This is a genomic window from Clostridium sp. DFI.1.208 (assembly GCF_024463855.1).
In the GTDB taxonomy this organism is placed as follows: Bacteria; Bacillota_I; Bacilli_A; order Erysipelotrichales; family Erysipelotrichaceae; genus Clostridium_AQ.
The window spans coordinates 1-255 of sequence record NZ_JANGCA010000311.1 but is presented as its reverse complement, the minus strand read 5'-3'; the positions used below and the strand labels follow the sequence as shown (position 1 = coordinate 255).

Genomic DNA, 255 nt, shown 5'->3' with positions numbered 1-255 from the left:
CGGATATCGACGGATCTTTGTGTACGTACCACTCCCCGTCGCGTTTCGCCGTTTGTTGCGTCCTTCTTCAGTTCCAAGTGCCTAGGCATCCACCGTACGCCCTTATTCACTTAATCACGTTAAGTTTTAAGCGTTCGTTTCTTTGCTTAGGTTTTTGCTTGAGTTTTCTGTTTTGTTTAACTTTCTACTCGTGAATATCTATGTTGTTTACAACTTTCGTTATAGACCTTCATATGTCTTCTGTTATTCAGTTTT

General features: G+C 40.8%; 1 rRNA gene. It reads right to left on the bottom strand.

The features are described 5' to 3' along the window. A 23S ribosomal RNA gene (locus NE665_RS24485) occupies positions 1–116 on the bottom strand; the annotation flags it as partial. Positions 117–255 lie beyond the last annotated feature (139 nt).